At 64.6% G+C, this 26069-nt stretch carries 10 protein-coding genes; 3 read left to right on the top strand and 7 right to left on the bottom strand.

The genetic code is table 11. The annotated features are described in order from the left end of the window. Positions 1-64 precede the first annotated feature (64 nt). Positions 65-544 (top strand): Lrp/AsnC family transcriptional regulator, encoded by a 480-nt coding sequence (locus PQ457_RS21875; RefSeq protein ID WP_273620433.1) that lies wholly within the window; start codon positions 65-67, stop codon positions 542-544. A 7-nt stretch (positions 545-551) separates the two neighbouring features. Here the strand turns inward: PQ457_RS21875 and PQ457_RS21870 are convergent, their stop codons facing one another. The 4 genes from PQ457_RS21870 to PQ457_RS21855 all read right to left on the bottom strand — a co-directional run bounded on the left by PQ457_RS21870 (position 552) and on the right by PQ457_RS21855 (position 22133). Next, a complete protein-coding gene (locus PQ457_RS21870; RefSeq protein WP_273620432.1) occupies positions 552-1760 on the bottom strand; it encodes a beta-barrel domain-containing protein in 1209 nt (402 codons plus the stop codon). A gap of 4 nt (positions 1761-1764) precedes the next feature. Continuing rightward, positions 1765-3870, bottom strand: a complete 2106-nt coding sequence (locus PQ457_RS21865) for an ATP-binding cassette domain-containing protein (RefSeq protein WP_273620431.1) — start codon at positions 3868-3870, stop codon at positions 1765-1767. Then, complete coding sequence (locus PQ457_RS21860) at positions 3867-5240, bottom strand: TolC family protein (RefSeq protein WP_273620430.1); 1374 nt, start codon at positions 5238-5240, stop codon at positions 3867-3869. The genes PQ457_RS21865 and PQ457_RS21860 overlap by 4 nt, the downstream gene beginning before the upstream one ends. Positions 5241-5657: 417 nt before the next feature. After that, the gene (locus PQ457_RS21855; RefSeq protein WP_273620501.1) at positions 5658-22133 is read right to left on the bottom strand and encodes a beta strand repeat-containing protein; all 16476 of its coding nucleotides are present in this window, start codon (positions 22131-22133) and stop codon (positions 5658-5660) included. Between the two features lie 120 nt (positions 22134-22253). On the opposite strand from PQ457_RS21855, the gene PQ457_RS21850 reads away from it, so the two are divergent. Next, positions 22254-22532 (top strand): hypothetical protein, encoded by a 279-nt coding sequence (locus PQ457_RS21850; RefSeq protein WP_273620500.1) that lies wholly within the window; start codon positions 22254-22256, stop codon positions 22530-22532. Positions 22533-22873: 341 nt separating this feature from the next. On the opposite strand, the gene PQ457_RS21845 is transcribed toward PQ457_RS21850, so the two are convergent. The 3 genes from PQ457_RS21845 to PQ457_RS21835 all read right to left on the bottom strand — a co-directional run bounded on the left by PQ457_RS21845 (position 22874) and on the right by PQ457_RS21835 (position 24367). Further along, a complete protein-coding gene (locus tag PQ457_RS21845) occupies positions 22874-23308 on the bottom strand; it encodes a hypothetical protein (protein ID WP_273620499.1) in 435 nt (144 codons plus the stop codon). Between the two features lie 83 nt (positions 23309-23391). Then, positions 23392-23889: a DUF6644 family protein gene (locus tag PQ457_RS21840; RefSeq protein ID WP_273620498.1), complete on the bottom strand. Its 498-nt coding sequence runs from the start codon at positions 23887-23889 to the stop codon at positions 23392-23394. 13 nt (positions 23890-23902) lie between these two features. Then, complete coding sequence (locus tag PQ457_RS21835; RefSeq protein ID WP_273620497.1) at positions 23903-24367, bottom strand: DUF6644 family protein; 465 nt, start codon at positions 24365-24367, stop codon at positions 23903-23905. A gap of 401 nt (positions 24368-24768) precedes the next feature. Here PQ457_RS21835 and PQ457_RS21830 point away from each other — a divergent pair, with 401 nt between their 5' ends. Further along, complete coding sequence (locus PQ457_RS21830; protein WP_273620496.1) at positions 24769-26064, top strand: GH39 family glycosyl hydrolase; 1296 nt, start codon at positions 24769-24771, stop codon at positions 26062-26064. Positions 26065-26069: the final 5 nt, after the last annotated feature.

Raw genomic sequence — 26069 nt, 5'->3', positions numbered from 1 at the left:
TCAGTCGTTGATTATGCTAACCATACGCCGTTCACGCAATATTTAACGAGGAATGCGCGCAAACATGTCATTCATCATGGACGGTATCGACCGCGCTATCCTGCGCATCCTGCGCCAGGACGCCCGCAAGCCCAATTCCGAGATCGCCCAGACGGTCGGCCTTTCGCCCTCGGCCTGTCTGCGCCGCATCCGCCTGATGGAGAGCAATGGCGTGATTGCGGGCTATACCATCATCACCGGGGGGGAGGGCGATGGCGAACAGGCGGTCGATGTCGTGGTGCAGGTCACGCTGGACCGCCAGAGCGAGGATTATCTGATGCGCTTTGAAGCGGCCGTGCGCCAATGCCCGGAGGTGCGCGAATGTTTCCTGATGACCGGCGATGTCGATTACTGGCTGCGCATCCGCACCGAAAGCGTGCGGGCCTATGAGGCGATCCATGGAGAGATCCTCTCGCGCCTGCCGGGGGTGCGGCGGATCAGTTCGAGCATTTCAATGCGCGACGCGATGCGCCCGCGCCGGTCGAAACCGGGGCGGCGCGTCTGATCCTGCCTCAATGTTCTCCCATCGCGCCCGACATGGTCTTGATGATGGGTTTCAACAGATAGCGCAGCACGGTGTTGCTGCCGGTCTTGATTTCAACCGTGGCGGTCATGCCGGGCTGGATGGCGATCGGTTCGCCGGGGCGACGGACCATGGTGCTGGTGTCCACCCGCACATGGACACGGTAGAAAACGCGGTCCTGCCCCGCCCCCGCGCCATTTTCGGTCAGCGTGTCGGGGCTGATATAGGTCACCTTGCCCTCGGCCGAGCCGAAGATGCTGGAATCATAGGCGTCGAATTTGACCGAGGCGCTTTGCCCGGTGCGGACATAGGCGATGTCGGTGGGCGAAACCTTGGCCTCGACGATCAGCTCCTGCCCGGTCGGCACGATCTGCAACACTTCATCGCCCGGACGCAGCACGCCGCCGATAGTGGTGAGATGCACATTCTTAACGATACCGTCCGTCGGCGCGACAAATTGCGTTTCGCCCAGCGAGGCGCGCCGCTGGGTCAGGATCTCGCGCGCGGTGACCAGTTCCTCGTTGCTCTTGGCGTAATCGGTCTGAAGCTCCTGATAATAGCGGTTGCGCAGATTGGCGATCTGGCTCTGAATGTCGCTCTGCTGCCGCTCCAGCCGCAGGATTTCGGACCGGCTGACATCGCCCTGGCGCAGCAGGGGACGGTTCATCTCCAATTCGCGCGTGGCCAGATCGAGCTGGTGCTGAAGCGCGGCGATCTGATCGGTGAAGGCCATCCTCCGCTTGGCAAACAGCGCGCGTTGGCTGGCGACCAGATTGGGAAATTTCTCCGCCTCGGCGGTAAAGGAGAGGGGGCGGTCGAACAGTTCGGCATTGATGCGCGCCTGCTGCGCCTCGAGCCCGCCGACCTTGGCCGCGCCTTCGTCCACCGCCGCGCGCACCTTGACCTGATCCAGCGTGACCAGCTTTTGCCCCTTGTGGACGGTATCGCCCTCGCGCACGAGGATCGCGCTGATGACGCCGCCGTCGGTGGTCTGGACCACCTGCACGCGGCCTGCCGGGATCACCTGTCCGGTGGCGCGGCTGATCTGGTCAAGATGGGCCACGCTGGCCCATCCGATCGCGCCCGCCAGCGTGGCCACCGAGAGCCAGATCACCCGGCTGCCGCGCGGACGCTTGCCCGAACCGGGCGTCTTGGCATGGCTGGTGCCGGTCAGGCGCAGATTGCCGCCGCTTGCCATGGCTTTATTCCTTTTCCTGTTGGGGAGATTGCCCCGGCACTTCGCGATTGGCGGCGGGGGCCGGTTTGGGGCGCAATTGGTTGAGCACATCGGCGGTCTTGCCATCCAGCGCCAGACGCCCGTCGATCACCACCAGCACCCGGTCGACAAAGGAGAGCAATTGCGGCTTGTGCGTGACCATCACCACGGTCTTGCCCGCGAAATGGCCGAAAATCTGTTGCAGCGCGCGCAATTCCGATTCCGGGTCCAGATTGGCCGTCGGCTCGTCCAGCAGCAGGATCGAGGGATCGGTCAGCAACAGCCGCGTCAGCCCCACCAGCGCCCTCTGCCCCCCCGACAGGCCAAAGCCGCCTTCCGAAATCGGCAGGTCCAGCCCCATCGGATGCTGGCGCAGCAATTCGGACAGGCCGGTGCGCTGGGCTGCGGCCAGCAGGCGTTCGTCATTGGGATTGGCGATGCCCAGCGCCAGATTGTCGCGCAGCGAACCGCTGAGCAGATCGAAGGATTGCGGCAGATAGATCAGTTGCCGCCGCAGATCGTCCTCGGCAATCTGCGAGATTTCCACCCCGTCCAGCGTGACCTGCCCCACGGCAGGGGCATAGAGCCCGGCCATGACTTTCAGCAGCGTGGATTTGCCCGAACCGACCGAACCGATGATGCCCACCTTTTCGCCCCGGTTGATGAACAGGCCGGGGATATCCACCCCCGAATGCGCGCCGGGATAGGCGAACTGCACATTGGCCAGACGCATCCCCGCCTGCACCGGCCCCATGCGCAGCATCTGCCGGTCATGGGGATGGTCGCTGGGCAGGCGCAGGATCGAATCGAGCGCCTGAAGCGAGGAGCGCGCATAGCTCCATTGCACAATCAGATTGGGCAGCGCGGCCACCAGCGGCCCGTTGATCCGCCCGCTGATGATGGTGCAGGCGATCAGCCCGCCCATCGTCAGCCGGTGATCGGCCACCTCATACACGCCCAGCACGATGATCCCGACATAGGCAACTTGCTGCAGCACATTGAACGTGCTGCCCGACAGGGTGGACCAGCGGCGCACCTGATTATCATGGCGATGCACCGTATCGACCAGCCGGTTCCATCCGGCCAGCATGTGCCAGCCCCCCAGATTGGCCTTGATCGTCTCGGCCGCGCCCAGCGCCTCGACCAGCAAGCCGTTCTTGCGATTGCCCGATACTTGCGACTTATGCGCGTCTTCACGGATCATGCGCGAAAACAGCATGGCCGCGCCGATCGCCAGCGGAAATGTCAGCGCCGGGATAATCACCACCGACCCGCCGATCCCATACATCACCACCATGAACAGCAGCGCAAAGGGCAGATCGGCCAGAATGAACAGCGAGGCCGAGGCCATCACCGCGCGCACCTGCTCCAGCCCGCGCAATTGCGCCGCCATCGTGCCGACGCCCGGCGGGCGCGCATCCAGCCGCACCGATTGCATTCGGGCAAAGAAATATTCCGACACTTCGGCGTCGATGCTGGACGCTTCCTCGTCGATCAGAAAGGCGCGCGTGTTGCGGATCAGGAAATCGACCAGCAGCGCAAAAGCCATGCCCGCCGTCAGCACCCAGAGCGTGTCATAGCTGGCGCGCGGGATCACGCGGTCATAGACCTGCATCGAATAGATCGAGGTGATCAGCGCCAGCACATTGATAACCACCGTGGCCGCCGTGGCATCGACGATCATCCGCCGCCGCCCCAGAATGGCCGCGCGAAACACCGCAAAGGCCGATTGGTGATTTTCCGCGCCCGCCGCCTCGGGAAAGGACATTTGCACCAGCCGCAGCCCCGCCGCCCATTCCACCTCGGCCAGTCCGCTGGCGGTGATGGCGCGGATATGGTCGGGGCCCTGCCACTGTTCGGCCATGGCCCAGCCCAGCTGGTTCACATAGACCAGCATCGGGAAATCCTGAGGTCCGGGCCGCGTTTCCATGGCCACGGGCGCATCCCATCCGGCCATTTCGCTCAACCGCCAGGGCGCTTCGGGATCGTCCAGCGCAAGGTCGATGGTGACGGCCGATTGCCAATCCGGCGCAAGGCGGATGCCCCGCCGGCGGGCCAGCGCACCGGCCAGATCGAGCAGGGGAAGCGTCACTTGTGTCGTCCTTCTTCAATAGGTTCGGCATAATTGCTGCGCAGCAAAATCCGCATCGCCGCCGCCGAGGCGCTGTAGCGCACGTCAATCGCGTCCAGATCGGCCGTCATCGCCTCGCGCACGGCGTTCATCACGTCCAGCCATGTGCGCCGCCCGCTGACGAACTGGCGGACATAGCTTTCGGTGATCTTGTGGCTGTCTCCGGCCAGCGCCCTTGCCCCTGCATCGCGGGCCCGCGCGCTGTCATATTCGATCAGATCATTGCTGGCCGTGGCCTTGAGATCCTGCGCCACCGAGGGGGCCTGAAGCTCGCTGGCCGTTTCGCGCAGGCGGGCGGCATGGGTGGCAAAGATTTCCGAAAAGCCCCCCGTGGTCTGCATCCGCACCGACAGGCCCACGCGGTGTTTGTAAATCTCGTCATAGGTATAGGAGGCAAAGAGGCCCGGCAGGCGCGAGGCGGCGGTGATCCGCGCATCATCGCGCGCCACCTGCGCCTCGGCCATGACGCGGCGGCGCTGGGGGCTGGCCGCGATCATCCGCTCGGTCAGCGCGGGCAAATCCCAATGCGGCCATGCGGCGGGTTCGGCAAAGCCGGGGGCCAGCGCAATATCATCGCGCAGCACCAGCCCGGACAGGCGCCCCAGCGCGCTGGCCCTTTGCGCGCGGACCAGATCGAGTTGCTGGGCCACTTGCAACCGGCGCGAATTGGCCAGTTTCAGATCGGCCTCGGGGCTGACCTCCTGCGCCACGCGGCGGCGCATCGAGGCCACCATATCATCCATCACCGCCAGAATGCCGACCAGCACCTGCTCATGCTCGCCCAGCCGTTTGGCGTCGTGATAGGACTGGTTCACCTCCAGTTCGAGATCCAGCACCGTTTCGGCCAGACGGTAGAACTGCGCCTCGCGATTGGCCTTGGCGCGGTCGATCGTGGCGGGAATCCGGCCGTTGGTCCACAGCGGCAGATCGACATTGGCCGTCACCTGACGGCTGAGCAGGATCGCGCCATATTGGTTGAACTGGATCGACATGGTGGGCAGCCGGGTCAGCCGCGCCGCCGTCACATCCACCCCCGCCGCGCGCAGCGAGGCACGCTGGGACGCGACCGAGGGGTGGCGGCGCACCGCCTCCTCGATCAGCCCGGTCAATTCCGCATTGAACGCCAGAGCGGGCGGGGTCTGGTCCGGCACTGGCACGCGCGAGGCCCCAAGGCCCGGCGCAGGGGCCATTTCCCCAGCCGCCGCATCGGGTTCGCCCATGGGCGCGGGCGGGCCATAGACGGGGGCCGCGCCCGTAACGACCGGCACCGGCGGGGGCGGGGATGCCGGCGCGGCCGCGGCCACGCCCGCGCCGATCAGCCAACCGGCCATCCCAAGATGCAGGGCCGCCCTATACCCCTGTCCGGGCCATCGCGTCATCGCGCATGGCCGCTGTCCCTTTCCCACTTGCCCCATCCCCTCATGTGCGCCCGCGACCGATCCCGAACGGGTCGCAAGATCCGGTAATGTCTGAAATTCGCGCTTTCCCATGGCTTTCAGGCGGTTGCTGAATTTGTGCCTCTGGGGCCTCTTCAAGTGAAGCCGTGAATGGTCGGGAATGGCGCAACCCGTTTGGGTGACTTCTTGGCATTAAAATAATGATTCAACACAGATTTTCATGCCTTGATGGGCGGCCTGGCGCGGGATCGGACAGGGTCATGTCCAACGGATTTCGTTCCAAATCCCGCCCCGGTCGTCGTTATGGGGCAAAACAAGGGGGCAGCACCGCCGCCCCCTTGTGCCGATCCGTCATCCGATAACGTTCGCGCTGGTCATCGCCGCGATCTGCGTCTGGGTCAGGCCGTGCAGCACGCCGATCTCGGTCAGCTCGGCGGCATGGACATAGCCGTTGCTGCCATTGGCCGCCTGCCAGTGCCAGATGCCGAAATTGACCGCAGGCGCGCCGCTGCCGTTGTCATTCGGGTCGGACAGGGCAACGACGAACACCGCATCGGTGTTGCCCACGGCTGCCAGCGCCTTGTTGAGCAGGTTGCTGCCCGCGCCGAACACCGAGGCCACGCCCGACGCGTCCGCGCCGAAGCTGTCGGTCACGACGACGATTTCCTGAGCCAGCGTCGAGGGCACAGCGCTCAGGCTGACCGTCGAGACATCGCCCGCGCCATTATGCGCCGTGTGCGAGGACAGGGCCGAGAAGTTCAGGATATCGTGGCCCATGCCCGCCCCGGTGGTAAAGCCCGAGATCGAGAAATCGACCGTATGGCCATTGCTGCCCGCCAGCGTCGAGAAGGCGATCGTATCGGTGCCGCCTCCGGCGCTGGTGCCGGTCAGGTCGATCGTGTCGCCATAACCGCCGCCCACGAACGTATCGTCATTGTTGCTGCCATAGAGCGTTTCGGCGCCGCTGTGATAGGTGGCCGCATCGTCGCGGACATAGAGCCCGCCCGTGCCGGTGAAGCGCGACCAGCTCATGCCGCTGACCTGATCGGCCGAGACGGTAAGCTGGCCGGTGGTGTAATCCAGCCCGACATGGCTGAACACATTGAGCAGCGTATGGTTGCCCCCGCTGATCGCATCGGCCATGTTGGCCGCGCCATTGACGGTCAGCAGGCTGTTGACGCTGGCGTCGATCCCGCTGAAGTCATGATAGACGGTCGGCGTGGTGGCCATCACGGTCAGCGCGCCGCCATTGCCGGTGGCGGCAAAGGCATGGCCATCGGCCTGATTGTCATTCATCAACAGCGCGTGATCGGTCAGATCGCTCCACAGGCCGCTGAAGCTGGTGCCGCTGTATTGCGTCAGGTCCAGCGTACCGACGGTGACATGGCTCAGATCCAGCGTGCCGCCCGAGGCGCCCGTGACCACCAGCGTGCCGCCCGTGACCGTATAGGTGCCCGATTGCGCGTCATAGCTGTAGACATGGCCCGCGTCATAGATCGTCCGGCCCGAGACATAGGCATAGCCCGAGGTCAGCGTCTGGCTGTTTTCCACCTTGATCTGCATCGTGGTGGGCATCAGCCCGGCCCCGCCCGCCACCAGCGTGGTGCTGGCCTGAACGTCCAGCGTCGAGGTGAGGCCGGTGTCGGCGATGGAATAGGCGGGCGTCTGGGCGCTGTCGGTCCAGTTGACGGTGGTGACCGCCTGCGTGGCGTTCAGCCAGAGCGCCCCGGTGCCGTCGATCTTCATGCCGCCCGCCGCATCAAACTGCTCGGCCAGCATGGTCAGCGTGCCCGCCACCGAGATGGCATTGGCCGTGACATCGGCGGTATCGACAAAGGAGACGGTCGAACCGACGATCCCGGTCAGATTGACCGAGAGGCCTGCGGCGATATTGCCGCGCATGTCGACAATGCTGCCGCTCTGGCCGTTGAGGATCACGCGCCCGGTGCCGCCCGCGCTCAGCGAGGCGAGCTGGGATGCATTGACCTTGAGGGTCTGTTGCGACCGCAGCGTGCCCAGCGCCAGCGCGCCCTGGCCGTCCGAAAGCGTGCCGTTGCCATCGACGCCCAGACCCGACAGGCCCGTCAGATCCAGATTGGCCGAAATGCCCGACAGGTCCACCGTGGCCGAATTGGCGCCCGGCAGGGTCGAAAGCGTGCCATTGTCATTATCGGCCAGCACCACGGCCGCGCCGTCAAAGCGGCTGCCCGCGCTGCCCGCATTGTTATAGGCCGCCGCGCTGGTGCCGTCGCCGGTGATGGTCAGGCCGCTGACCTGACCGCCCTTGATGATCAACTGGGCGCTGGAGCCGGTGATCGACAGATCGGCATTGGCATTGTCGGCAAAGGATACCGCGATGCCATCCTGCACATGGGTCAGATCGACCGTCCCGGTGAGGTCGGACATGTCGCCCTGAATGTCGATCGTGCCGCCGCCGTTCTGCGCCGCCATGGTCAGCGCCAGTTGCCCGGTCATTTCGCGCGCCGTCACGGTCAACGTCTGGCCCGAAACCAGCGCGGGCAGATCGACCAGCTTGGTCGCATCCGTGCCGTCGGCAAATTGGCCGCTGCCGTTGATGGTCAGGCCCGCCAGCACATTGGTGGTGGACAGGGCCGTCAGGTCCAGATTGGCCGTGATGCCGGTCAGGTCGGCCGTGTGGGCGGTGGCCATCTGTTGCAGGGCGCTGGCGTCGGCCGTGCTGACCTGCGGCACGGTGCCGGTGATCCCGGCATAGACCGTGCCTGCGCCGTCGATGGTCTGTGCGTCAAGCTGGTCGATGCGCGCGACCAGTTGGCCCGAGGCGTTGACCGTGGTCTGGCCAAGGCCGGTTTCGCTGCCGTCCCTGAAGCTGACAGCGACGCTGCTCGCCACATTGGTCAGCACGACATGGCTGTTCACCGTGCCCTGGATATCCAGCAGCGAACGGTTCGCGCCATTGACCGTGCCCGACAGGTTGAACCCGTTGTTGCCCGCCAATTGGTCGGCATTGACCGTCAGGCTCTGGGTCGCGCCCAGCGTGGGCAGCAGCAGTTCATAGCCGCCATTGCCCAGCAGATAGCCGCCGGTATAGTTGATCCAGCTGTTGCCCTCGCGATAGTTGATGATCGTGCCATAGCGCGTGCCGTCCTGCACGATGCCGCCGGTGCTGCTGTCGCTGCCCAGCGCGGTCAGATCGATATTGGCCGTGACCGAGATCAGATCGACATTGCCGAATTCATGGCCATAGGCATAGGTCCCCGCCGCCAGCGCCAGAGTGCCCGCGCCCGAGACGTTGATATTGTTGTAGATCTGATCCGGGCGCAGGGTGAGCGCGACGCCCGTGCTGACCGCCGTGCCGCTGTAGGCCGACCAGTTGTCCCAGTTGGTGGGATAGGACTGGCCATGCGCCAGATTGCGGATATTGGCGGCGTTCGAGCCGAAATAGACCGCAAAACTGGTGTTGAGCGTGGTCAGGTCGAGATTGGCGGCAATATTGTCTTCCACCCCGACAAAGCCGCTGCCGTTGAGGGTGAAGCCCGTGCCGCCGCTCAACTGGCTGGCATTGACGATCAGCCCGTTCGACCCGTCAAAGCCGGGCAGGGTGATCGCATAGGTGCCGTTGGTGAACTGGCCCAGCGCGGCGTTCCAGGTGATCGCGGCCGCGCCATTGGGCAGATAGGACGAACCCGCCGCGCCATACGAAATGTCAATGTCCACATGGCCATAGATGTTGGGCAGCGTCAGGTTGAAGCTGGCCGGATCATTGACCACATTGGTCAGATCGGCATTGGCGCTCAGCGTGTTGATGCCCACCACGCCATAGCCGCTGCCGTTCCAGCGATAGCCGTTATATTGCGTGTCGAAATAGACACCGCTGGCCACCGCGCCATCCATCACCACATTGACGCCATCGTCAATCAGCACCGTGGCCGAACCGAAGTTGCCGGTATAGTTCAGGACATTGCCCTGACGACTGCCGAAATTGAGCGTGACCAGCGAGGCGTTGATCTGTGAGAAATCGCCGTTGATCTGGCCATTGCTGAGCAGATCCTCGACATGGGCGATCAGCACCTTGGCGCCCATCGCCTTGCCGGCCTGATCCAGCACCAGCGAGCCATTGCTGTAATTGCGCGTGTCGAGCGAAAGATCGGTGGCGTCGCGCGAATAGAGCGTGACGGTCTGATCGGCATTCCACGTCTGGGGCAGATAGGCCGAGAGCGTGTTATACGTGCCCGAGATCGAATTGGCGATGGCGGTCTTTTGCCCGCCGGTCAGCGCATTGAAGCCCACCGTGATCGAGCCGTTGTTGGTCGTGGCATTGCCCTGACCGTCCAGCCCGGTGACCAGCGTGATATTATGGTCATAGGCGTAGTTCAGATCGATGCTGGTGGTGATATGCGAAAGGTCGACCGCATGGGCGGCATCGCCCAGCGCACCATAGACGCGCACCACATTCGAGCCGTCGCCCAGAATGTAATTGCCGTCGAGCTGGTTGCCGATGACTTCCATGGTCGATTGATTGGACAGGGTGATCGAGCCCTTGCCGGTTGAGCGCGGGTCCTCATTGGCATCGCCGCCATAGGGATTGGCCACGATTCCGTCCCAGAAGCTGAGACCCGAGGTGATGCCCAGCAGCGAAAGGTCGCTGCCATCGACATTGCCCACGACATAGGTCGTGCCCGACCCCGAAACCGAATGCCAATTGGCCTGATCGGCGCGCAGCACCAGTTCGTTGCCGCTGCCCAGATAGAGCTGACCGTTGTTCCACCCAGTGGTGTAGGACAGGGTGTTGAGCTCGTTGCGGGTGATCGTGGTTGGCGTGTTCAGCGCCGTATAGGCCGTCACATCGCGCGATGTCAGCGACGTGTCCTCGAAGGACAGATAGGACTGGATATGGGTCAGGTCGACCAGCGCATTGGCCCCGTCGGCCACGTCGCCGCCGATATTGACCGTGCCGCCGCTGGTGAACAGGCCGTTGGCCTGCGTGGCGGTCAGGCGCAGCCAGTTGTCGCCATTGATGCCAAGCAGGTTTTGGTCATCGACCGAATTGGTGAAGGTCATCGGCGTCATCACCTGGGTCAGATCGACCCAGCCCGAGACGATGTTGCCCGAGATCACCACCGCGCCCTGGCCCGCCACCGTATGGCCATTGGCCTCCAGCCCGGTCATGGTCAGTACGGCATTGTTGGCCAGCGTGAAGAGATCGACCGGCACATAGGCCAGCGGATCGGCCGCCGCCGAAAGATCGGTGTCCTGACCCACGGTGACGTTCAATTGCGCCGCCGTGCCGCCCACGGTCGAGAAGCCCCCATCCGAAAGCGTCAGCGTGCTGGGCGTGGTCAGGGCGCCGTCGGGGCCCGCCGTGCGGTTCGCAGGCGTGTAGAGATAGATCGAGAGCGTTTCGCCCTCCACCATCGTCACCGTATAGGTGGTCGTGCCCGAGGCGCTGGTCCAGCCGATGACCTGATTGTTGCCGCCATTGACGTTGGTGGTCACATAATAGCGGTCGCTGTCGGGGTTATAGGTGTGGGTGCCATAGGAGTCGGTATAGGAATAGGCGCCGTGGTAATTGTTCTGGAAATTGGCGGTGAACGTATAGGTGCCGGTGGCGCTGGCCGTGAACTGGAAGTTCTCGAAGGCGCCGTCGGTGTTGCCGCCGGTCAGAACCACGCCATTGGTGCTTGCCGCGATCTGTCCGGCAAGGCCGGCATTGGCGGTCTGGAGCGCCCCGGCCCATGCCGCATTCGTGGCATAGGCGGTGGAGAACACCTGCGCCAGATCGGTCTGGTTTGACAGGTTGGTGGTGGCCGATGCCGCATAGGGCAGCTCGATCGTGGCATAGGCATTGCCGGTGATATACTGGCCGCTTGCCTGCTCGGCGCTCAGCGTCAGGACCGTCTGGGCCTGGGCCGTGCCCGAGACATTGACCGTGGCCAGACCCCCCGCATCGGCGCTGTCCAGGAAGGACAGGGCGATGGTGGAGGGCAGATAGGTCAGATCCAGCGAGCTGGAGATATCGCCTTGCAGATCGAGCGTGCCGGTGCCCGAAATGGCCAGTTGCCCGGTCAGTTCGGCCATGGTCAGGCTCACCGTCTGGCCGGTCAGGACCGGCAGGGTGATGTAATTGCCATTGTCCACCAATTGCCCAAAGTGCGCCCCGGCGGTGGTCTCCACCGAGAGCAGGGCCTGCGTCAGGTCGATGGCCGCACTGACCGTCGAGAGGTCGAGTGCGCCCGACAGATGGCCGCCATTGCCCCCGCCCAGCACGATCAGCGTGCCAGCACCCGTGATGGCATGGGCCGAGATCTGGGCGTCATGCGCGGTCAGATGCGCGCCCATGCCCAGCGCCACGGTGCCAAAGGCGCCGCTTTCGCCATTGTCCTTGAAGGACACGTCAATTGCCGTGCCCACGCCGGTCAGGTCGGTGTCGGCCGCAATATCGCCCGCCACGACCAGATGCCCGCTGCCCGCCACTGCGGCGGCCAAGGCCCCGGCCAGTTGCGCGGCATCGACATAGAGCGTCTGCGTCGCGGCCAGAGTAGGCAGCAGCACGCTGTAGGCTTCGCGCGTGACGGTGTTGCCCGCGCTGCTCACCAACTGGTTCAGCACGATCGTGTTGCGCGACGTGTTCGCATCCAGCGCCACGCCCTGCGCGCTCATGCCGCGCAGGTCGATATTGGCGCTCACCCCGCTCAGATCCGTGCTGCCCGAGGTCAGCACCTTGGTCACGGTTCCGGTCACATGGTCAAGCAGGCCCGCATTGGCGCCGTTCACCGCAGCGGCCGTGTCGCTGAGCGAGGCAAAGCTGACGCTGGCGTTCTGGCCTGCGGCGGCAAGGATCGCGTCGGCCTGTGCCACCGTCACCGTATCGGTTACGATGATCGCGGCGGCTCCACCAAGGAAGGTAGCGCCATGGGCAGAGATCGCGGCGGCCACATTGGCCGCGCTGTCGCTCAGCGTGAAGAGCACCGGCGCGGTCACGCCATTGGCCGTGGCCAGCCCATAGAGCGTATAGGCCTGCTCGGCCGTGGCCGCGGTGGTGGCGGTGATCGTGCCGGTCACGCGGGCGGCGATGGCGCCGGTGATTTGCGCGGTCAGATTGGCCGCGCTGTCGGCCACCGAATAATAGACATGCGCGCCCGAATTGGCGCCCAGCCATGCCAGTTCCACCCCTTGCGTCGCATTGGCCGCATCGGTCACATGCACCGCCCCTGACAGGCGCGCCAGATCGGCCACGCCCAGCGCCGTCACATGCGCCGCCGTATCGGCAATGCTCAGCAACAGATGGGTCTTTTCGGTGGTGGCATTGGGGAAGGAGCCGCCGCCGTTGAGGTCGTTGTAAAAGTTCTGCAAAATGATCTGGGCCTGCGCGGCATTGGCCGTATCGGTGGCCGAGATCACCGCATTGGCGGTCAGCTTGGTATAGGAACCGGCCCCCATGGTCATCAGATTGGCAACTGTGTCGGAGACGAAATCAACGCTTTGCGATACCGCCGAACCCAGCGCGGACACCGCCACGGCCGAGGTCAGCGTGACCCCGCTGACGCTGTCGAGGAAGCCGGCATTGGCGGTGATGGCCGAGGCGATGTTGGCCGCGCTGTCGCTCACCATGTCGATGGTCAGTCCGTGCAGCCCGGCGGCCTCGAGTGTGGCGGCATCAGCCGCGCCGGTGCTGCCCGTCACTTCCACGCCGGTCGCATCGGTCAGGAAGGTCCAGTTACCGTCCGTCGCATGCTGCGCGACAAGGGCGGAGGCCGTATCGGCCACATTGTAATGGGCCATCGCGCCATAGGTCGAGGCCAACGTAGAGGCCTGAGCGGCGGTGGCCGTGCCCGTGACGGTGATCGAGCCGCCGCCGAAGGTCAGCGCGTCATGCAGGTTGGTCGCATCGATGTTGCCCAGCGCCGTCAGCGCCGTCGCGCTGTCGGCAACGGTGAAGGTGATGCCGTTCCAGTTCTGGCCGTCGACATGCTGCTGGTTATTGACCTGATAGGTCAGATTGGCGGCCACCAGCGCGGGCGCATCGGCCAGCGAGACTGGATCGGTGACGGTGATCGTGCCGCCGTTGACCGAGGCGCGCTCGACCGCCTGATCCACCAGCCATTGCGGCGCGGCGTTAAAATTGGCCAGCGTGTCGGCCACCGAGAAAGTGGCCATCCCTGAGCGGAAGAAGTTGATGTTATAGAGCACGCCCGCATCGGCCAGCGTGGCCGGCGTGGTGGCTGTCACCGTGCCGTTCACGCTGTAGAGGAAGCCGTTGTTCGCCCAATCCAGCGTGGCCAGATTGGCCGCCGTATCGACCAGATTGCCCAGGATCGCGGCATTGGGATTGGCCGCCAGCGCGGCCGAGACATCCGCAGCCGTCAGCACCGGCGCGGCGGCGGCATCGGCCAGCGTGATCGTGCTGGCCGCATCCACGGTGGTGATGGTCTGGCCGTCGAGCTGTCCGGCCGTGGCGGTCAGATGCGCGCCATGGTCCATGGTCAGCGTGCCGCTGTCGAACAGGATCGTGTTGGTCGCCGCCACGCCGGTCAGATTGATGGTCTGATTGTCCAGCATGCCGGTCACATCGACCGTGCCGCTGCCCAGCACCTGCAAGGGCAGGCCGCCGTCGAGCTGCGCCGTGGTCAGCACCAGCGTCTGGCCATTGGCCAGCACCGGCAGGTTCAGCGCCAGCGTGCCCGTGGCATCGACCAGATGGTCGAGCGCGGCCCCGCCGCCCACATGCAGTCCGGCAAATTGCGTCAGATCGACGGTTGCGGCCGAAACATGGACGAGATCCGCCACCAGCCCGGCTGTGTGGGTGGCATCATCCACCACGACCAGATGGCCGCTGCCGGTGATCGTCTGAGCCGAGGCATGGACCGCCTTGATCGTCAGGGTCAGGCCGGTGTCAATGTTGATGGCACTGTCGATATTGTCCTGCAGCGAGAGGTGCAGCGTATCGGCCAGACCCGACAGGTCGAGCGACACCGTGGCCACATCGCCGCGCACATCCGCCGTGCCGGTGCCCGAAAGCGCCAGCGCCCCGCCGCCCAGTTGATCGGCATCGACCAGCAAGGTTTGGGTGGCCGCCAGCGTGGGCAGGGTGAGGGCATAAGCGGCCGCGGTGGCATCCTCCAGAACGCCGCCCGCGACATGCAGGTTGGCGATGCCCGTCAGGTCAATATTGGCCGCCACCGCGCCCAGATCGGCCGCCGAGGTCAGCGCGCTGGCCGCGCCGCCGCGACCCAGCACGATCAGCACGCCCGAGGCATTGTGGCCGGTGTCGGCCAGGATCGTCTGGCCGGTCAACTGGTCGCTGGTCATGGTCAGGCTGCGCGCATCGGCGATGGTGATCTGCGCGCCCGATTGCGGGTCGGCGGGATCGGCAAAGCTGATGGCAATCCCTGCGGCAATCGCGGTCAGATCGGTATTGGCGGCCACATCGCCCTGAACATCGACCGTGCCCGCGCTGCCCGCCACCACCAGCGTATCGGCCTGCGCGGCGGTCAGCGCCAGCGTCAGGCCCGCGCTCATCGTGGGCAGGGTGACGGTCGCGCTGTTTTCGGTCAGCTGGCCGCTGACGACGGCAAGCGCGCCATCATGGGTGAAGTCGATGGTCGAGGGCAGCACATGGGTCAGATCGGTGCTGGCCGAAACGCTGGTGACATCCACCGTGCCATTGCCGTCCACGCTGCGCCCGTCGAGCAGATGCGCGTCGAGGCTGAGCGTATAGGTTTCGCCATTGGTGCCGGTGACGAAATGCACCGAGGCATTGGCCGCGCTGCTGAACGTGCCGGTGAAGGTGGCCGTGGCGTCGATGATCGCGGTCACATGGCCGCTGGTCGAGGTGATGGTGGACAGGTCCGAAGCGGCATTCGAGGCAATGTCGACAATGCGCGCATCGCCCGCGCCCACATCCAGCGTCAAAGCGTTGACCTGCGCATAGGACATGATCAGCGCTTGCCCTGCGGCCCAGGTGGGCAGCGTCAGGTTGGTGACCGTGCCCGACGTGGCGTGCGACAGGTCGAGGCTGGCGCCCACGGCGCTGAAGTCCTGATTGGTGAAACCGCCGGTGATGCTCAGCACACCCAGGCTCTGGCCCAGACCGCCGTTGACCGCGCCCGCCAGAACCGTGGCGCCCGCAAAGCGCGCCGCGCTGCCGCTCAGCGTCACGTCATGGTCGATAGTGACCACCGCATTGCCCAGCGTGCCGGTGAAGGTGGCGTCCTGCGTCACCTCCCAGTTCACATGGGCGGCGGTCAGGTTCGACAGGTCGGCCGTGACCGCGCCGCCGCCGACCAGATCCACCGTGCCCGCGCCCGTGATGGTCAGGCCGCCCGCCGCATTGACCGGCATGGTCAGCGTGACGGCGGCATCGACGGAAACCACCGCGCCGTTCAGATTGGCGCTGGAAAGCAGAGTATCGCCCGTCACATGCACGGCCAGCGTGCCGGTGCCGGTGGTGTTGATGCCCGACATGTCGAGCGTCGCGCCCGGCGCGCCGGACGGACCATCCACCACGACGGTCAGGCTGGTGCCGCTGGGCACGGTCAGGTTGTTGCCCGCGGCCGAAGAGGCGAAATCGGCCTCGGCGGTGTTGAGCACCAGCGCGGCAACGCCGGTGGGCGAGAGCGTGGGCAGATGGGCGATCGTGCCGGTATAGGCCGACAGGTCGACGGTGTGGGCGGAGATCTGGCTGAAATCATCGCCGCCGTTCAGCGTGCCCGTGCCGGTGACGACCACCGTGCCCGCGCCCGAAATGGACTTGCCCGAGGCGACATCGCCGTCGATGGTCAGCGTGGCCCCGCTTTGCACCACAATCGGGAAATTGGCGAGGTTCGAGCCGGAAGGCACCGTGGCGCTGGTTCCGGTGGGCACCACCAGCGAGACCGACAGATGGCTGGTGTCGATATGGCTCAGATCCATCGTGGCCGCGCTGTTGACCAGAATGTTGAGCGAGCCGCTGCCGGTGATGGTGGCGCCGTTCACCTCGCCCTGATTGAGGATCAGCGTGTGGCCGGTCGGGATCGAGGCGGGCAGGGTGATCGTATGCCCGTTGGGGTTGATGCCCGACAGGTCGACCGTGGTGGCGGTGAGGTTCGTATAGTCCTCATGGCCGGTGGCCGTGCCCGTGACCCGCACCTCGCCGGTGCCGGAAATGGCCACGTTGCTGGCCTGATCCGCGCTCATGGTCAGCGTGACGGGCGGATTGCCGCCGCCCACATTGTTGACGGTGATGCTGCCGCCCGGAGTCGAGGTGATATGGGCCAGATCGGTGATGATCTGCGAGGGGTTGCTGGCGCCCGTCAGATCGGTGTTCTGGCCGATGGACAGGCTGATCGGGGCGGTGATCTGCGTGACGTCCACCGCGTCGCCCTGCGAGTTGACCAGACCGGTCAGCTGCAGCACCCCGCCATTGGTGGCGCCCATCACCAGCGGCGCGCCCGGCCCGGAAACCTCGTCGGCCGACAGGCCCAGCGTGTTGCCGTTCAGCGTCTGGGGCAGGTCGATATGATTGCCCTGGCTGTCCTGGAGGTAATAATGGCCCGCGCCGTCATTCCCCAGGCTCAGCCCTGCCGCCGCGCTCATGTCGATGTTGAACGAGGCATTGGTCAGGAAAGTGGAGGAGATCGGCGTGCCGTTCTGCGTGCCGTCGGTGGTCAGATAGGTCTGGCCGCCGGAGGTGTCGAAGATCGGCGTGACAAGGCCCGACTGTGCCCCATTGCCGCCCGAGGCGGTGGTGACATGCGAAAGGCCCAGCAGGCGCAGGAAATCGATCTGGAGATTGTCATTGACGCCGATGTTGACGCCGGTGACATTGGTGAAATTGATGTTCTGCGTCAGCGTGTTGTTGCTGGTGCTGGTGACCACCACGGTGCCGCTGGCCGGATCGGGGGCGTCGGTGATGTTGATGATCGTGCCGCCGCTGGCGCCGTTGAAATTGTGCAGCATGTTGAGCTGGGCGGCCGAGAGCGTGACCGCCGAGGGCGAACCGGCGAAGGCCTGGAGATCATAGCTGTTGAGATCGCCGCCCAGCGTGATGTTTGAAATATCGACCGAGCCGATGATCACCAGCGTTTCGGTGCCGTGCTGGTTGCTGCCATAGGTGGCGTAATTGATCGACGAACCCGCGCCATAGGCGGTGGGCAGATAGGTGCCGTCGTTCAGATCGTCGGTAAAGACAAAGGTGTTGTTGCCCGAACCGGCGTTGATCGTGACCCTGCCGCCCTGATCGACGCCATTGCCGTCGACATTCACCCCGTCGGGTGCAGGCATATAGAGCATCAGGCTGTAGCTGCTGCCCAGACCCGCACCATTATAGGTCAGGTTGGTCGAGAAGGGCACATTGGTCAGATCGACGGTCTGATTGCCGAAGGTCAGGCCCGCAACATTCAGGTTCGTGACCAGATCATGCGCGTCAAAGCTGAGCGAGCCGACCTGTGCGGCGGTGGCGTTGATCGTCTCGATGGTGACCGTGCCGCCGTTATGCGCGCCCAGCAAGGAGCGGGCCACCGCCAGCGAGGCCGTGCCGGTCAGCACGATATTGGCGGCCTTGCCAAGGAAGCTCTGGCCATAGGTGGCGATGGTCGAGGCGTAATGGGCCGAGGTGTCGGCAATGTCATAGGCCAGCGAGAGCGTGGAGCCGCCAAGGGCGGCGGCCTGTGCGGCCGTGGCGTAATCGGCGATTCCTCCATCGGCGATCGCCACGCTGCCCACGCCCGTCAGGCTGAGCGTGCCGGCCAGCACCGCCGCGCCGATGTCGGCCGAGGTGTCGGTGATGCCGAGGATCGAGACATGGCCGGGCAGGGCGGCCTGAAGGGCGCTGGCCTGCGCGATGGTGGCCGTGTCGGTGGTCGAGAGCGAACCCACATAGGTCAGGCTGAGCTGGCTTGCGCTCAGCGCGCTGGTGATCGAAGCGGCGCTGTCGGTAATCCCGGTGATATGCACATTGGCATTGACCGCCTGAAGCTGTTCGGCCTCGGCCACGGTCAGCGTGCCCGAAACGTCGATGCGGGTGGCGGTGGAAAGGAAGGTCGCGCCATTCTGTTGGGCGATCACCGCCTCGATATTGGCGGCCGTGTCGCTGACCGCGCCCAACTGGACGCTGCCCGCCTTGCCGGCGCTGACCAGATTGGCCAGATCGGCGGCCTGCTGCGCCCCGGCAAGGCCGGTGACGGTGATCGCGGCAATCGTGTCATGCGCGCCGATGGGCAGACCCAGAATCTGGGACGGGGTGCCCGACACGGCATCCAGCAGCGTCACGCCCGCATTGGCGGCGGCCAGCACGGTGGCCACCTGATCGAGGCTGGCGCCCGAGAGGCTGGCGGTGATGTTGGTCGCGCCCGCCAGGATCGCCGGGTTGGCCTGCGCGAGTTGGGCGACCGTGTCGCTCAGGCTGTAGCTGTTGAGCGAGGCATTGATCGGGGCGGCATTGGCAATCGCGGCAATCGCGCTTTCCAGACCCGTCACCTGCGCCACGGTCAGCGGCGCGGCGGCGGTGAAACCGATTGACTTGGCATAGGCAAAGACATCGGCGTCGGCCGGGTTTTGCGTCGCGGCCAGCAGGTTGGCGTAAGTATCGACCAGCCGGTAATTGGTCAGCAACTGGGCCGGATCGGAGACAAGCAGCGCCTCGGTGTCGGCAACACTCGCCACCACGCCCGCGCCGTGCAGCGCCGAGATCAGCGTGTCAAAGCTGCCCGTCACGCCATTGATGGCATTGGCGATCTGGGTGGAAACCGAGGTGTTGCCCACCAGCGCCTGAAGGCCGGTGATCGCCGCGCTGATCGAGGCGATGTCCTGATAGGTGGCGCTGTTGTAATTGGTCCCTTGCAGCGCGGCGATCTGGGCATTGAGCGAGGCGGTCTCGGTGTTGATCGCGCTTTCGATGCCCGCCCACAGGCCGGTGGCAGGGCCGTTGCCGTCGGTGGGATGGCCGATGGCGGTGGCGATCTGGGTCGATACCGAGCCTGCGCCCGAACCGTTCAGCACATTGACTGCCGCCAGCAGGCCCGCGATGGAATTGAGCGTGGGCGTCCCGCCGTTGGCGCTGGAATCGTCGATGACCAGCGCGAGATTGGCGTTGGTGCTGTTGATCTCGGTCTGGAGCGTGGCGGCTGAGGCGCTGATCGCGCTTTCAATGTCGACCCACAGGCCGGTGGCCGCGCCGCTGCCGTTGGTGGGGTGGCCGATGGCGGCGCCGATCTGGTCGGCAACACTGCTCTGGCCCACCAGCGCCTGCAGGGCGGCTACCGCGCTGTTCAGCGCGTCGATCTGGGCGCTGAGCGAGGCGATGTCCTGATAGGTGGCATTGGCGTAATTGGCGCCCTGCAGCGTGGCAATATCGTGCTGGAGCGTGGTCTGGAGCGCCGTAACAGTGGCGCTCAGGCTGTCATGGGCGGCCTGCAGCGCGGTGATCGCGGCGGCATTGTCGCTGTTGCCGGTCTGGAGCGCCGAGACGGCGGTCTGCAGCGCGCCGATATTGGTCAAAATCCCGGTGATCTGGGTTGCCTGCGTGGCAATGTCGGCGGTGTTGGCGGCGATCTGGGTCGCCTGCGTGTTCACCTGCGCGGTCAGCGAAGTCATCGCCGAGGACAGATTGTCCACCAGCGTCTGGAGTGAATCCAGATTATGCGCCGCAATGGCGTTGAGATCGAGCTGCTGCTGGTTCACCTGCGCCTGCAGCGCGGTGAGCGCAGCCTGAAGGCCGGTGATCGAACCGGTGGTCGCCGTGCCGCCATGAGCCGAGGCGTCGTCGATCAGCAGGGCAATCGACGAGGTGTTGCCCGCGACCGCGGTCTGCAGGGCGTTGATCGCGCTGCTGATCTGGGGGATCGAGGGGAAATTCAGCTCGGCAATGAGATTGGCCGCGGTGCTGTCGCTGATAACGGTGTTGCTGCTGCCATATTCAACGGTCACCGTGGTGCCCATCAGGAACAGATTGCCCGGATTTTGCAGGAAGGTGATGAGGTCGTTGATCTGGCTTTGCGTGTCGAGGTGGATCGTCAGTTGCCCCAGACCCGACAGGCTGACCAGCGAGGAAAGCGCCTCGAACTGATCCAGCGTGAGGACCACGCCCGAATTGATCTGGATATTGACGATGCCGGTCAGATTGACGCCCGACAGGTCGAGTGTGCCGTTGCGCACCTCGATCTGGCTGAAGCCCTGCACGCTGCTGTTCGAGGAGAGGACAACGCGGTCCTGCGCCGAGGCGAAATCAAGGATCAGCAGATTGGGCTGGGCCGGATTGCTGGCGGGCGAAACATTGGCGATGAGCGTGAGCGGATAGGAATCGACCGCGCCGGGGGTCTTGTCGGCGACAGTGACATCGACCGGGCTGCCGTTGGGATTGCCGGTGATGGTCAGCGCCGTGGCGTTGGGCGCGTTGATCGTGATCGGCACATTGCCGTCAATGGCGTTGACCTGTACCGTGACATTGGTGGCATCGGTGGTGACCACGCCCGAGCTGGAGGCCACGAGCTGGAGGTTCTGCGAAGCCGTGGCGGTGTTGCCCGCCGCATCCGTGGCGGTCACGCCCACCGCGTTGATGCCGTTGGTGTTCAGCGCCAGCGTGCCGCTGGTGGGCGTGGCAGTGGCGGTGTCGACCGACCAGATGCCGCCCGTGGCCGTGGTCTGATAGGTGGCGCCCGCGATGGTGACGACCACCGTGTCGCCCGTTTCGGCCGTGCCTGAAAGCACCGGCGCGCCGCCCACCAGAATGGGCTGACTGGTGATGCCGACGGCGGTTACGGTGTCAAGCGTGTAGGACAGGGTGCCCGCCGAACCGGCATTGCCCGCCGCATCGGTGGCCACCGCCGAAACGCTGACCGCGCCCTCGCCGAGCGTGGCCATATCGCTGGCGGAAAGGGTGACGGTCTGCGCGCTGCCCGTGCCGGTCACGGACTTGGTCAGGGTGTGGCTGCCGTTGGTGAAGGTCAGCGCGACCGAACTGCCGTTTTCCGCCGTGAGGCTGATCGAGCCGTTGCTGGTCACGTGGTCGGTGGCCGAGGCGCCGGTGTCGGAGGCAAGCGTCAACGTGGGCGCGGCGGGGCCGGTGGTGTCCAGTGTGAAGCTGTTGGTGGCCGCGCTGCTTGACAGGCCATTGGCCTTGGCCACCGCGCTGACCGCGATCGTGCCGTCGCCCAGCGTGGTCAGATCCGCCGAAGTCAGCACCACGGCGACCGCCGAACCGGTGCCGGTCACGGTCTTGGTCAGCGTATGCGTGCCATTGGTGAAGGTGACATCGATCGTCGTGCCCGAGGCGGCATTGACGGTGACGACGCCGCTGGTCTGGGTGGCTTCGGCGGCATTGGCGCCGTTGGTGCCCACACCATTGCCCAGCGCGACCACAGGGGCTGTGGGCGGCGTGGCGGGAGCCGCCGCACCGCCGCCGCCGCCCGCCAGCGCCCCGGCCAGTCCGCCCGCCGCGCCAAGGCCCAGCAGGAGCAGCAGCGTGCCGGACAGGCCATGATGGTGGTCATCGGCATTGTCGGCTCCGCCCGCGCCTTGTGCATCGGCCTCGTCATTGCCCCATTCCGCGGCGGCCCAGGCGCCTTCACCCGGATTCGCGCTGTCAAGGGCGGTGCTGATCGCGCTCAGATCCAGCGGCCCGTTGCTGTCCAGCCCATCGATCGCTTCGCCCGCGATGCGCAGCTGGATGGCGTCATCGCCCTGATTGTAATCGAGGATCAGCTTGCCTTGGGCGAATTCGGCCTTGGCCGGACGCAGGGCGCTGTGGTGCTGGGAATCGACAACCTCGACATGCGCGCCGGCGGGCAGTGTGATGTCGTTCACCCCTTTCCGCAGCTTCTTTGTGACATGGCGTCCAGTTTCATGCGAGGCGATACGCAGGACGACGGTCATGTGCAGATCCTTATAAAAGATGGTACCTGAAGTGCGAAAGGCATCGAAATCGCGATATATTGTCTGGTCGATAATGATCGGATCAAAACTTGCAACTCGGGCAAATGCATAGCGATTTTCGTGATAAGTATTATAACTTATCCTCCCCCTTTAATTGCGTTATGGCACGATCTTGGTTTCTTTATTTTGATTGCGATCCTCGTAGTTTTACAGAAATTACGCTTTGGCGGAGGAGAGGCCAAGATGCGTCGGCGCGGCGCCCGCATGGCCGGGGGCCAAGGCAAGCCATTGGACGATTTTGAAGATTTTGCGCTTGCGGGCATGTTTGCCGCTTCGGGTGCGGTCGCGCGGGGCATGTTTGCCACCCGCCGGTTTGAGGCCAAGCGAATGCGATTTTGACGTTGGAGGCCGGACAGGGCGCGCTCTTTGCCGATCAAGGCATGGCGACCGACCCTGTTGAAAACCCCGCCGCAATGCGACGAACCGAGTGGGATTGATCAGGGGATGAAAAGAAGGGCCGTTTTGCAACGGCATGTGGCGGACGCAGCCCATCGGCTGCGCCCGCCTTCCATCCGCTGCGGCGCTACGCATTGGATTACCGCGCCCGCTAGGTGGCGTCAGGACCGTTTTCGCGCACGTCGGATTCTGCGTGAATGCAAATTATGTAAATAATCGTGGAATTCGCCCCCGGCGCGACCGATCTGCCGGAGGGGCAAGTCGCTCACCCCGCGCAGTTCCAGTTACCGCTTGGCTCTGCTGAGGGCGGAGGCACCTTCCAGTTCCGGAACATAATGCATGTGGCATGCGACGCATCTTGCGTCGATGGCGTTCGCCGATTTCAGCAGCCCTTCGAAATCGTGTTTTTCAGCCGCAGCGGCGCTCTGCAAAGCGGCCACTTCCAAATCGCCGATATACCTGTCCCACTGATCATCAAGCCGCCGATCCGCGACCTTCAGGCTCGTGGCAATTTGTGCCAGCGTCAGCGCATCGCTTTCCGCATCCTCCCACTCGGCCTCGGTTCCGGGCGCCATGTAGCGATTACCCTTCTCGTCGCTGAGATAGGTCGTCCAGGACCACAGCTGGAGCGCATTGCGCTGCATGACATGGGCCATGATCTCCTTGAGCGGCAGCGCGGCCGAGGCCTCCTCGCTGCCTGCCCATGCGTTTCGGACCATCGCACCTGAGGCTGCAAAGGCCGCAATTCCAAGAGCAAGTTTCCATCGTAGAGGCATGACCACAATTCCCATCACCCAACAGGTCAAAAGCTCGAAAGCGTGAAACCAATCCAGCGGCCGCAGCACAGCACGGCGAGCCAGCACGCCAGCGAAAGGCCGCCGGCCAGACGGGCGCCGAGGGGACGAATGCTTGCCGTGTCCCAGTCGCTGATCGACCGGTATGCGCCAAGGTGAAAGATCATCATGTTGAGGCCGGCAAAGAGCAGGGCCGCCATCTTCAACCGAAAAAAGGTATTGTCGGCATATGTTTCGGCCTTGGATACAAACAGCGCCGAGCCGGAGACCACCGCGAGGACAAATGCCCCCCAGGTCCAGGGCACCAGTTCGTGAATGACCGCGGCCGTGCTGACGCGGTAGCCTCGCAGGCCCAGCAGACGCAGGTCGACCATGACGATTGTTCCGAAAACGAGGGTGACAGCCAGCACGTGAACTGTTTCCAGCCATGGGAACCATATGTCCCCTTCCCTGATGGCGGTGGCGAGGGGCGTGTTGGTGAGCTGGTCGAGAATCTCGTGAATCATGGCGATGCGATCCTCAATAAAGATAGGCGATCCAGCGGCCGCAGGCGATCGCCACGATCCAGAGCATCAGGACCACAAAGGCGGCCGGGCGGCCCCAGCCCGGAAACGCGCCGCCTGAATGCGCAAAGCGGACCTGGATCTCGGTCAGCCCGAAGGCGAAAATGACAGCGCCCATTTTCGCCCAGAATGCCGGATTGCCGAGCGTCCGGTTCGGTTCGCTCAGGATCATGAGCAGGCCGGTGGCCAGCAGGACCGCGATGCAAAGGCGCAGGCGCGGCTGCACCCAGGACGCGATCTGGTCGAGCGGCTGATCAACGGCCATCCATCCGGCGATACGCATCTGCGCCAGTACAGAGGAGGAGATCAGCAGCGCAATCGCCGCAATATGCACGCATTGAATGGCCGGAATGGCCCAGGGCGTTTCTCGCAAGGCGACGGCGACGCCCGAGTTTGCCAGCCAATCGGCCCTGACCCCCATGACACTCTCTCCATTTTTTTGCGCCTTAACGGTAATTCTAATTACTTATATGAGTCAAGGATGGATATCCCGCATTTTCCAATCGCCACTTGGCCCGACATTTTGGCTTGACTCCACTCGCCACAGCCAACCATACCGTAATCAATATTACCGTTATAAAAAGAAGGGGGAGAGCGATGGAGCGACGTGAAGTCTTACGCGGCGCCATCTTAACGGCCGGCGTTTCCATGGCCTCTTACGCATCCGCAAAGAGTGGTCCGACGCGACGCCTTGTCGTCGAGGCCGACCGTGAAGGCAGCGCCATCCGTCCGGTCATGGCGGTGGCCGGCGTGCCTGGCCCTATTCCCGGACGGCCGCAGTTCATGGACATGAGCGCCTCATGGACCCGCGGATGTGTCCGCATGGTCCGCTCGCACGACTGGATCGCGCGGCTCGACACCGTGGACAACCCGGACAGCCTGTTTCCCCGCTGGGATGCCGATCCGCAGGACCCGGCCAGCTACAATTTCGCCGCCGCCGACCAATGGGTCGCGCAGGTCAACCGCCTCGGCGCACAGGTGCTCTTCACCATCGCCAGCGCCATTCCGCATAACAAGCGGCCCGCCGCCGATCTCGCCAAATACGAGATCGTGGTCGAACATATCGTGCGCCATTTCGTTGAAGGCTGGGGCAATGGTCGCCCCGACAGCATCCGCTATTGGGAGTTCGGCGATCAGCCGGACTTCGGCAAGCTTCACTTTGCCGGGACGACCGGGCAATTCCACGCGATGTATGCGGCCTTTGCCCGTGCGGTCAAACGGGTCGATCCCCGCCTCCAAACCGGCGGGCCGGGCCTTGCCTTTCCGTTGAATGCCGACACAGGGCACCGCGAGGCCTTCCTTGATTTCGTGCATGAACAAAGGCTGCCGCTGGATTTTTTCAGCTACAACTGGTTCTCGGACGGCACCCGCGACCCGATGGACCAGCGCGTGGTGGCACAGCGGCTGCGCGCGGTTCTCGATGCGCGCGGCTTTCGGAAAACGGCCTTGGTGGCGGACTCCTGGAATTATCTGGGCATCCCGGTAAACCACGCCCATCCGGCCGAAGCGGCGGCCTATATTGTCGCGGCGGGCATTTATCTTGTCGATTCCCCGCTGGATCGCGCCTGCTATTTTCGCGGCGATGGCGGGTGGGACCCGCATTACGGGTTTCAGGACCCGGCGGGCTATCTGGGGCCGGATGGCAGGACGGATCAGCGCATGATCGCCGTCGAATCCCTGGGCCAGGCATTGAACGGCAAGCGCCTGCCCGCCTCCGGCGGCGATGAGGATGGGCTGGCGGTGCTGGCAAGCAGGGATGAGGCCAGCGGCGCGGTGCGGGTGCTGGTGGCCAATCATGCCCGCCCGGCCGCCTTTGCCAAACCCAGACAGTCGGACACGCTGAGCTTTCGGGTGCCGATCGGGGCCGAGCGCGTCCAGATGGATTTCCTGCTGCCGCCCCAGCGCCCTGTTCCGGCAGAGCCGCGCCCATTCCAACTGAGCCTGACCGTCATGAACCGGTTATGGACATCCAGACGCGTCACGGTGAACCGCCTGCTGGTCGACAAGGACGGCGCGCATCGCTCGTCCTTTGATGCGGCTCCCCGGCATGGCGCCGTCATGGTGGATGCGCCGGTCGGCCCCAATTCCTTTGCACTCTTTGACATCAACCCGGCATAGCCAGA

The organism is Novosphingobium humi (genome assembly GCF_028607105.1).
In the GTDB taxonomy this organism is placed as follows: domain Bacteria; phylum Pseudomonadota; class Alphaproteobacteria; order Sphingomonadales; family Sphingomonadaceae; genus Novosphingobium; species Novosphingobium humi.
Note: the sequence above shows the minus strand (reverse complement) of the source record. Positions and strands in the feature narration are given on the sequence as shown.